This window comes from Pseudoalteromonas shioyasakiensis (genome assembly GCF_022398475.1).
Taxonomy (GTDB): Bacteria; Pseudomonadota; Gammaproteobacteria; order Enterobacterales; family Alteromonadaceae; genus Pseudoalteromonas.
In genome coordinates this window covers 1-10,304 of the sequence record NZ_JAKEVM010000151.1, presented here as the reverse complement: position 1 = coordinate 10,304, position 10,304 = coordinate 1, and the positions used below count along the sequence as shown (strand labels likewise).

Here is a 10,304-nt window from a genome sequence, read left to right as displayed (position 1 = left end):
AGTTGAGATTGAAGTTCGTGAACTTCTTTCTGAGTACGACTTCCCAGGTGATGACTTACCACTAATCCAAGGTTCAGCGCTTAAAGCGTTAGAAGGCGAGAAAGAGTGGGAAGACAAAATCGTTGAGCTTGCAGAAGCACTAGATTCTTACATCCCAGAGCCAGAGCGTGACATCGATAAGCCATTCATCATGCCTATCGAAGACGTATTCTCAATCCAAGGTCGTGGTACTGTTGTAACTGGCCGTGTTGAAGCTGGTATCATCAACGTGAATGACGAAGTTGAAATCGTAGGTATCAAAGAAACTACGAAGACAACTTGTACAGGTGTTGAGATGTTCCGTAAGCTTCTAGACGAAGGTCGTGCGGGTGAGAACATCGGTGCACTTCTACGTGGTACTAAGCGTGAAGACGTTGAGCGTGGTCAAGTACTAGCTAAGCCTGGTTCAATCACTCCACACACGAAGTTCACTTCAGAAGTATACGTACTTTCTAAAGATGAAGGTGGTCGTCACACTCCATTCTTCAAAGGTTACCGTCCACAGTTCTACTTCCGTACAACTGACGTAACAGGTGACGTACAGTTACCAGACGGCGTTGAAATGGTAATGCCTGGTGATAACATTAAGATGACTGTAGAACTAATCTGCCCAATCGCGATGGACGAAGGTTTACGCTTCGCTATCCGTGAAGGTGGCCGTACAGTTGGTGCTGGTGTTGTTGCAACTATCGTTGAGTAATCAACTATAGTGATGCATTAAGCATTAAGAAAAACCCGAGCTTAGTCTCGGGTTTTTTTATGGGTGAAAAGCTATCAGCTGTCAGCTTTCAGACGTCAGATCATCGATCGGTGGGGTTGTTTAGTTTTGTGTTTTCACTCAGCATTTGCCCTGTTCATTCTTCGGGTAGGTTGGTTTGAGCGAAGCGAAACCCAACACAATCCATGTAAACCTGTACTTTGATAAAACCAAACTATCATAAAGCACTCCCAAGGTTATGCTTGAACTAGAACCTAGAACCTAGAACCTTTACCCTCGCTAACTCGCTAACTCGCTAACTCGCTAACTCGCTAACTCGCTAACTCGCTAACTCGCAACTCACCCCTAGCACCTAACCCTATTATTTCCCCTAAAACTAATTACTTACCTATAGCTAAAGTTGTTTTTGTTTCATCATTTCGTCATGAAAAACCACTTTTTTAGTAACAATGCCTTCTTAGTATGGCTGCGCTAATTATCCAAGTGCAGTTTAGTTAGCACTCAAATTCTTAAAATAACGTACTAACGGAACGTAACGATGAAAATTAATAAAATTGCTACTGCAATTGGTTTAACGCTGGCATTGTCAGCGACGGCCAATGCAGGTGTGTTACCAGACAGTCAAAAACAAAATGATTGGTATAGTGCTGCTGAAACAAAATTAACAGAAAAAGAAGCGGCGGCTCAGGCTGAGCAAACGTTTAAAGCTAAAAATGTCATTTTATTTGTTGGCGATGGTATGGGTATCTCAACGCTAACTGCATCGCGTATCATGGCGGGGCAAATGGAAGGTAAGTCGGGCGAAGAAGGCTTACTTAGCTTTGAAGAATTCCCTTACTCAGCGCAAATCAAAACTTATAACGTTGATGCGCAAACCCCTGACTCTGCAGGCACAATGACAGCAATTATTTCAGGTGTTAAAACCGATGTAGGTGTAATTGGTGTTAACGAAAATATCGAGCGTGGCAAGTGTGCAACCGTTGCGGGTAATGAGTTAATTACCGCAACAGAGCTGGCAGAAATTAAAGGTCTAGCAACAGGTGTTGTCTCAACGGCGCGTATTACTCACGCAACCCCGGCTGCAACCTATGCAAAATCAGCTGACCGTAACTGGGAAGACGTGTCAGACATGCCAGCTGATGCTGTAGAAGCTGGTTGTGAAGATATCGCCTCACAACTTGTTAATTTCGAGAAGAACCTAGAAGCACGCTTCGTAGGTACTGACGTAGATGGTCTTGAAGTTGTGATGGGTGGCGGACGTCGTCACTTCTTACCGAAAGATGCAGCGTTCAATTCAGCTGATGCAGTCAGTGAAGTAGAAGGCGACCGTACTGATGAGCGTGACCTAACTGCTGAATGGCAAGAAATGTACCCTGATGGCAAGTACGTCATGGACCAAGCTGGCTTTGATACACTAAATGCTGACAGCAAACGTGTATTTGCATTATTTAACGAATCACACATGCAATACGAAGCAGATCGCGCTAACGATGTTGCGGGTGAGCCGTCATTATCTGAAATGACAGGTAAAGCGATCGACATCTTAAAGAGCAATGAAAAAGGCTTTTTCTTAACCGTTGAGTCTGGTCGTATCGACCATGGCCACCATGCGGGCAATGCTTATAACGCGTTAAACGATACCGTTGAATTTGCCAAAGCAGTGCAAACAGCAGTAGAGAACACCAACCCAGAAGAAACACTTATTCTTGTTACTGCCGACCACAGCCACGTATTTACTATCGCGGGTTATCCAAAGCGCGGTAATCCAATCTTAGGTCAAGTGGTTGCCATTGGTAGCGAAGAGCCAAGCCTTGCGGCAGATGGTATGCCGTACACCACAGTTGGTTATGCAAATGGTTTAGGTTTTCGCGATTTAGGTGATGAAACTGATGCAGATGCATCATATAGCGAAGCGGCATTTGCAGGTCGTGTTGATTTAACGGGTGTTGATACGACGATGCCTGGTTATCACCAAGAAGCTACCGTGCCATTAGGTTCTGAGACTCATGCGGGTGAAGATATTTCACTTCATGCAAAAGGTCCAGGTGCGCAACTAGCACAAGGCGTTGTGGAGCAAAACGTAATTTTCCACATCATTAACCAAGCTCTAGAACTAATTGAAGAATAATGGCGACGACGATGAAAAAACTAAATTTAATTTCTCTTGCTGTAGTAGTGGCATTAGCGGGTTGTTCTGATGACGATGACAACTCACCAAAAACATTAACCGTTGAAAATACATTAGCTGTTGGTTCTGAGCAGTGCGTAAACGGTGGTACAGAAACGCTAACCGGTGCAGATAGCAACGATAACGGTGAGCTAGACTCAGCAGAAGTAACGGACACAACCGTTGCATGTAATGCACCAGCAACGTCGTTAACTGCATCGCAATTAGCGCCGTTGACCGATAATGAATGGTTCAAGTCAGCACAAGTTAAAGTCGCTACTAGCGAAGAAAACATTGCTGCCGTTGTAAAAGAGTCTGGTAAAGCGAAAAACGTGATTCTGTTTGTTGGTGACGGCATGGGTATTTCAACCGTGACGGCAGCACGTATCATGGCCGGTCAGCTTGAAGGTAAGTTAGGTGAAGAGCACCAACTAAGCTTTGAAACACTACCTTTCTCAGGGTTTGCTAAAACCTATAACGTTGATGCGCAAACACCTGATTCTGCGGGGACGATGACAGCAATGGCATCGGGCGTAAAAACGGATGCTGGCGTTATCGGTGTTGATGAAGACATCGAGCGTGGTAACTGTGCAACGGTTGCAGGTAATGAACTAGTTACAGCCACTGAGCTTGCTGAGATTGCCGGTAAGTCGACTGGTATTGTTTCGACAGCGCGTATCACTCATGCAACACCTGCAGCAACGTATGCAAAATCGGCCGACCGTAACTGGGAAGACGTATCAGATATGCCAGAGGCGGCAGTTACCGCTGGTTGTGAAGATATTGCATCGCAATTAGTTAATTTTGAAGCAAACCTAGAAGCACGCTACGAAGGCCTAGATGTTGATGGTTTAGAAGTTGTGATGGGCGGCGGTCGTCGTCATTTCTTACCGAAAGATGCAGCTTTTAACTCTGCTGATGCTGTGAGCGCTGTAGAAGGTGACCGTACAGATGGTCGCGACCTAACAGCTGAATGGAAAGCTAAATACCCAGCAGGTCAATATGTGATGGACCAAGCAGGTTTTGATGCAATCGATGCAGAGTCAACAGAGCGCGTATTTGGTTTATTTAATGAATCACATATGCAATACGAAGCCGATCGCGCAAACGATGTAGCGGGCGAGCCTTCGCTTGCTGAGATGACAGCAAAAGCAATTGATGTGTTAGACAACAACGCTAATGGTTTCATGCTAACAGTTGAAGCTGGCCGTATTGACCACGGGCACCACGCTGGTAATGCTTACAATGCACTAAGCGATACAGTTGCGCTTTCAAAAGCAGTCCAAGTTGCTCTTGATAAAACCAGCATTGAAGACACGTTAATCATAGTAACAGCTGACCACAGCCACGTATTTACTATTGCTGGCTACCCAAAACGTGGTAACCCAATTTTAGGTAAAGTGGTACCTGTGGGTAGTGATGAACCATCACTTGCAGCAGATAACATGCCATACACAACGGTTGGTTATACCAATGGTGGCGGTTTCCGCGACTTAGGTGATGAGACTGATGCTGATGCAGGCTATAACTTTGCGCCGATAACGGGTCGTGTTGATTTAACTGATGTTGACACAACAACACCAGGTTTCCACCAAGAAGCCGTCGTACCACTAGGCTCTGAAACACACGCAGCAGAAGATGTGGGTGTGTATGCAGTAGGCCCAGGTGCACATTTAGTAACAGGCACTAATGAGCAAAGCCTTATCTTCCATGTTATGGATTATGCCGCTGACCTTGTTAAACAAGCCGATGCTAAATTAGCACAATAATGAGTGTTTGGGAGGCTCTAAGCCTCCCTTACTCAATTAGTTATAAAGTAAACCAAGACAAAAAGAGAATCCCGTGAAAGCAGCCATCTTACTTGCCTCATTACTTAGCCCACTTGCTGTTGCAGGGCAATGCGATATGAACACCGGTTTTACGCAAGCAGACTATACGGTCACAACAGATATAGTTGCTAATAAGCAGCATACTGAAAACACCTTTACCCTTTGGCGTACGCCTCACCAGGTGGCTAAGCAGAATCCACAGTTTATTGAATTATGGCAACAGTTGCGCAATCAACAAATTCGCCCAATTCGTTATTTTCAGCATGCCCAGCGTGGTATTGAGTATCAACCATCGGAAGTGCAAGGTGAACAAGATTGGAGTAGCAAATATCAGCTAGTAAGCGATAAGTTTTTAGCCTCAATGACGCACCAGAAAAGCACAGGTGAAGGCTGTGATCTAACAGAGTATTACACACAACAGCAGGGTGATAGCAAAATAGAGCTAAGTTGGCTTGCCAATCAAAAGTTACTCAAAGCAATTCGTATTTCAACACCAACTTATAGCCGTGAAATTGCTTTAGCAGCCAGTCATCACAACCAGCAAAAGATTCAGGCAGAATTTGCGAAATGGGATAACTATCAAACGACCGATTACGCAGATATCGGTGATAATGAAAGCGATCCGTTTTTAGCTAAAATGATCAACTTAGGGTTTGTTGAGCACGGTGCAAGCGGATTTTATGATGCGCAAGGTAATCAGCTCAGAGGTGAGCATGGCCATCATCACTAATTAATTATTACAATGCCGCTTTTTTAGCGGCATTTTTGTCTCTGTAACTCGAGCAGTTCATAGTCTGTTTAGCTAAGGCTAAATCACTTATTTCAACAAAGTGTTGCAACTATTGTCTGGTTTGATTGGTAAATTGTACGATTGTTGCTTAAGTTTAACCAAGGAGGAACAGTCATGACAAAAATAAATACAAAACACCCTGCAGGTACTTTCTGCTGGGCCGAGTTATGCGCGAAAGACTGGCAAGCTGCAAAGCAGTTTTATACGCAACTTTTTGACTGGGGTTTTGATGACCAGCCAATAGGCGAAGATATGTATTACACCATGCTGAAAAAACAAGGTGATGATATTGCCGCTATGTATCAACTGCCAGAAAGTATGAGCGAGATGCCAACCCATTGGTTATTGTACATTGCTGTTGATGATGTTGACCAAAGCACAGAGCTGGCAAAATCGTTAGGTGCAACTGTATTGGCAGGGCCGCATGATGTTATGACGGCGGGTCGCATGGTGATGCTGCAAGAACCAGGTGGTGCAACATTTGCCTTGTGGCAAGCCGGTGAGCATATCGGGGCTAAACGAGTGCAAGAGCTTAACCTACCTTACTGGTTTGAGCTTGTGTCGAAAGACATGCAAAAAAGTCGCGACTTTTATTGTAAGTTATTCGGGTGGCAGTTTGAGGTGAAACCCATGGAGGGCATGGACTACACTTTATTTACCATCGATGAGCAACCGATTGCGGGCATGCTTGAGATGACCAATGAATGGCCCGATGATATTCCACCCCATTGGATGCCGTATTTTGCGGTAGCAGATTGCGATCAGGCAGTCGCTAAAGCAACGCAGCTTAATGGCGCTATTTGTGTGCCAGCAACAGACATTCCAGATGTTGGGCGCTTTAGTGTGATTACCGATCCACAAGGGGCCGTATTTTCTATACTTAAATCAACCATTGATGAATTAACTTAAGCCCTTGGTTTTTGCCAATCTGTCCCAAGGTATATATATCTAAGTCATCTCAAAATGCACAAACTCGCACCTTGAGGTGGTTTGGGTATAATACCAATCCGCAATAATACTTAGTCATTTTGAGTGATTAAACCTGTCGCTACCTGCGTTAAAAATTTCTGATTTAGAACAACTAAATAACGAAATTTTTGCCTTGTTATCAACGAGGTTTTCTTGCCTCAAAATAGACCATTTAATTAAGCGAATTGGTATAAAAAGCTAATTAAGGAGCAGATTGATGACTAAGCATGTGGTGGTTACGGGGGCCAATAAAGGTATTGGTCTTAATTTTTGTAAACAGTATTCAGCCCAAGGTTACCGTGTTACTGCAGTGGTTCGCACGCCAAGTGAGGAGCTTCAAGCACTCGATGTGAAAATTATTAGCGATATTGATGTGGCTGATGCCGATGATGTTGCAACACTTGCCAATTACTTACACGGCGACAAGATTGATATTTTGGTTAACAACGCCGGTATTTTTCATAACGAAACATTCGCTGACATGGACTTTGCTGCTATAGAAAAGCAAATTAGTGTGAACAGTATCGCACCTATTCGCATTACTCATGCATTACAGCAAAGCTTAGGCATTGATGCCAAAGTGGCGATGATCACATCGCGCATGGGCTCAATTGCTGATAATGGCTCGGGCGGTTATATTGGCTATCGTATGTCAAAAGCGGCACTTAATGCTGCCAGTGTTAGTTTAGCCCATGAGCTAAAAGATAAAAAAATTGCTGTAGGGTTATTCCACCCGGGCTTTGTACAAACGCAAATGGTTAATTTTGCAGGCGATATTAGCCCTGAAACTGCTGCAGAGCGGCTCATCAAGCGGATTGACGAATTAAACCTTAGCAACACAGGTGGGTTTTGGCATTCAAACGGCGAAACGCTACCTTGGTAATGCATTTTTCACTGTTTTTATAATTCGGTTAGTTAGCGGCTAAAAAGCTGCTAACGGCTGATAAGTTTCGCTAATTATTGAACTTATAGTTTGCTATACTCGTACAATTAAAAGTCATTTTGATGTAGAGAGCAGCACATGGAATTAGAGCAAAATAGCGATTTAACCCTTCCTCTTTTTTATTTCGATGAAAACCTTCACAGCCGCGATATCGAATCTCCAGATTTACTATTACATGTAACGCTAAGCGAAGAGTTACTCGCGCAGCTTTGCCAAAATCCAGCTGTTGATAGCAGTGTCGCAATTGCCATTAATGAATATCGTCTTGAAGCGTTAAATGATGACTATCAAGCATTGATTGATGGTGAGCATGATGCGCAGCTGACACTCGTTCGTGGGCCACTATTAAGCGCGATGCTTAGTTGCGACAACGACCAAACCTTTGTATCGCCGCAAGTCGATATGATGCCAACCTTCGATTTAGGCGATGACGTTGAAGATATCGAGGAGGAAGGATGAGAAAACTCCTCACTACCGTATTTGGTCTTATTTTATTAAGTGGTTGTGCTTATTTAGGTGCTGCTCATTACGATGAACTGTTTGGTGAAGAGCAACCTAGAGCGCGCGTTGTTGCTGCATCAACACTTGAAGGCGCGGAGTTTTTAAGTGATGTAAAGCCTGTGCTAGACACTCGTTGTGTGGTTTGTCACGGCTGTTATGACGCACCATGTCAGCTTAAGTTATCTTCTGTGGAAGGTATTGACCGCGGCTTAAGTAAAGAGCGTGTTTATGATGGCACTCGTTTACTAGCCCAAGAGCCTAGTCGCTTACTGTTTGATGCGACATCTACCGCCGAGTGGCGTGAAAAAGGCTTTACGCCAGTACTTAACGAGCGAGCACAAACCGAAGAAGCGAACCTAGCGGGTAGCGTGCTTTATAATGCCCTAGTACTTAAGCAAAGTAGCCCTCTTCCTAAGCAAGCTATTTTAGGCGATGAGTTTGATTTTTCGCTCGATCGTGAACAAACATGCACCACAATGAATGAATTTGACTCATTCGCTAAAGATAACCCACACAGTGGTATGCCATATGGTTTGCCGGGGATCTCAAGCGAAGAGTTTCAACACCTTGCTAAATGGCTTAAGAAGGGCGGTTACCTTGCTCATATTGAGCCTCCTGAAGAAGGCGTACTAAAACAAGTTGAACGTTGGGAAGCATTTTTAAATCAAGATGGTTTAAAGCATCAACTGGCTGCTCGCTATATTTATGAGCACTGGTATTTAGCGCATATTTACTTCCCTGAGCATGGCGATAAACACAGCTACTTTAAGCTGGTTCGCTCTTCAACGCCACCGGGTGAAGAGATCAAACACATTAGCACCCGTCGCCCTTATGAAGACCCTAAAGTTGAGCGTGTTTACTACCGTTTAATGCATGACCGCTCGACTATTTTAGCGAAAACACATTTACCTTTAGCGTTAAATGATGAAAAGCTTGCGCGCATACATTCGCAATTTATTGAAGCTGATTACCAAGTAAATAAACTGCCAAGCTATAAACCAGAAGTGGCATCAAATCCGTTTAAAGCCTTTGCTGCAATCCCAGTAAACTCACGTTATCAATTTATGCTTGATGAAGCTGAGCTTATTATTATGGGTTTTATTAAAGGGCCTGTTTGTCGAGGTCAAATCGCGTTAAACGTGATTAACGACCAGTTCTGGGTGGGGTTTGCTAAACCTGAAATGGCGGCGACACCTAAAGTGGGTGAATTGTTGTTACAACATGAAGATGCCTTAGCATTACCAGCAGAAGAAGAAAGCAATGCCTTGCCGATTTCTAGTTGGGTGAAGTATTCAAAACGCCAAAACAAATACCTGTCAGCCAAAGTTGCACTGGCTAATAAGATGTTTGAGAACGGTCAGCACCTAACAACCGATTTACTTTGGCAGGGTGATGGCCATAACCAAAATGCAGCACTGACGGTGTTCCGCCACTTTGATAGCGCAACAGTTGTAAAGGGCTGGATAGGCCAGCAACCAAAAACCGCCTGGATACTCGACTACGCACTATTTGAACGTATTCACTACTTGCTGGTGGCGGGGTTTGATGTGTATGGCAACATTGGTCATCAGTTATTAACTCGTTTGTATATGGACTTTTTACGCTTAGAGGGTGAAGCAAACTACCTTGCATTATTGCCAGAAGCTAAGCGCAAAGAAATTAAAGCTCAGTGGTATCGTAAATCACCACCTAGCTTAACGAGTTTCTTTGAAGATGAATTGTCATTTAGCCAACCTACGGGTATTGAATACAAAACAATGGACTCGCAGTCAGAGTTGTTCAATATGCTAAAAGAGAAGCTTAAGCCAATTTTAAGCCCTCGTTACGACTATACAAAAGTGCCTGAGCCACTTGCTAAAATTAACAACCTTCCGGTTAAAGCAGTGAACTTGCTACCGCAAATTTCGTTTGTGTTAGTCAAAGATGGCGATGATAGGCACAAGGCCTATACCCTGATCCATCATAATGCTCATTACAATATTTCGAGCTTATTGAATGAAGAAGGGCAACGAGCTTATGACGAAGATACAGTAACGATTGTGCCTGGGTTCATAGGTGATTACCCAGAAGCCATTTGGTACTTACACAATGACCAGCAAATTGCAGCTTTTGCAGCTGGGCTTGCTAAAGCAACAGATGAAGCAGCTTACAGAGATCTGAAAAGTGAATTCGCTATTCGCCGAACACATCCACAGTTTTGGCAATACAGCGATATTTTACACCGTGTAGCGAAAGAGTATCGCGGCGTTGAATTTGGGTTATTTGACTATAACCGACTCGAAAATCGATAAATTTCTGTTAATTATCATGTTTAAAGCCCACTTCAAGTGGGCTTTCTTGTATTCTAT

Annotated in this window: 8 protein-coding genes; all 8 read left to right on the top strand. The window is 43.8% G+C overall.

All coding sequences use genetic code 11. The annotated features are described in order from the left end of the window. On the top strand, positions 1 to 739 hold a 739-nt coding region (locus L1D51_RS18555; RefSeq protein WP_239964476.1), incomplete at its 5' end, for an elongation factor Tu. Between the two features lie 556 nt (positions 740 to 1,295). Further along, entirely contained in the window at positions 1,296 to 2,885 is a 1,590-nt protein-coding gene (locus L1D51_RS18550) for an alkaline phosphatase (protein WP_239964475.1), read from the top strand. An 11-nt stretch (positions 2,886 to 2,896) separates the two neighbouring features. Beyond that, positions 2,897 to 4,693, top strand: coding sequence for an alkaline phosphatase family protein (locus L1D51_RS18545; RefSeq protein WP_239964474.1), 1,797 nt, complete (start codon positions 2,897 to 2,899; stop codon positions 4,691 to 4,693). Positions 4,694 to 4,766: 73 nt separating this feature from the next. Then, a complete protein-coding gene (locus L1D51_RS18540) occupies positions 4,767 to 5,483 on the top strand; it encodes a hypothetical protein (protein ID WP_239964473.1) in 717 nt (238 codons plus the stop codon). A gap of 174 nt (positions 5,484 to 5,657) precedes the next feature. Beyond that, the gene (locus tag L1D51_RS18535; protein WP_239964472.1) at positions 5,658 to 6,452 is read left to right on the top strand and encodes a VOC family protein; all 795 of its coding nucleotides are present in this window, start codon (positions 5,658 to 5,660) and stop codon (positions 6,450 to 6,452) included. A 277-nt stretch (positions 6,453 to 6,729) separates the two neighbouring features. Further along, positions 6,730 to 7,395 carry an SDR family oxidoreductase gene (locus tag L1D51_RS18530; RefSeq protein WP_239964471.1) on the top strand — a complete coding sequence of 222 codons (666 nt, stop codon included), beginning with the start codon at positions 6,730 to 6,732 and terminating at the stop codon, positions 7,393 to 7,395. Positions 7,396 to 7,533: 138 nt separating this feature from the next. Next, positions 7,534 to 7,914 (top strand): hypothetical protein, encoded by a 381-nt coding sequence (locus tag L1D51_RS18525; RefSeq protein ID WP_055198464.1) that lies wholly within the window; start codon positions 7,534 to 7,536, stop codon positions 7,912 to 7,914. After that, the gene (locus L1D51_RS18520; RefSeq protein WP_239964470.1) at positions 7,911 to 10,247 is read left to right on the top strand and encodes a fatty acid cis/trans isomerase; all 2,337 of its coding nucleotides are present in this window, start codon (positions 7,911 to 7,913) and stop codon (positions 10,245 to 10,247) included. The genes L1D51_RS18525 and L1D51_RS18520 overlap by 4 nt, the downstream gene beginning before the upstream one ends. Positions 10,248 to 10,304 lie beyond the last annotated feature (57 nt).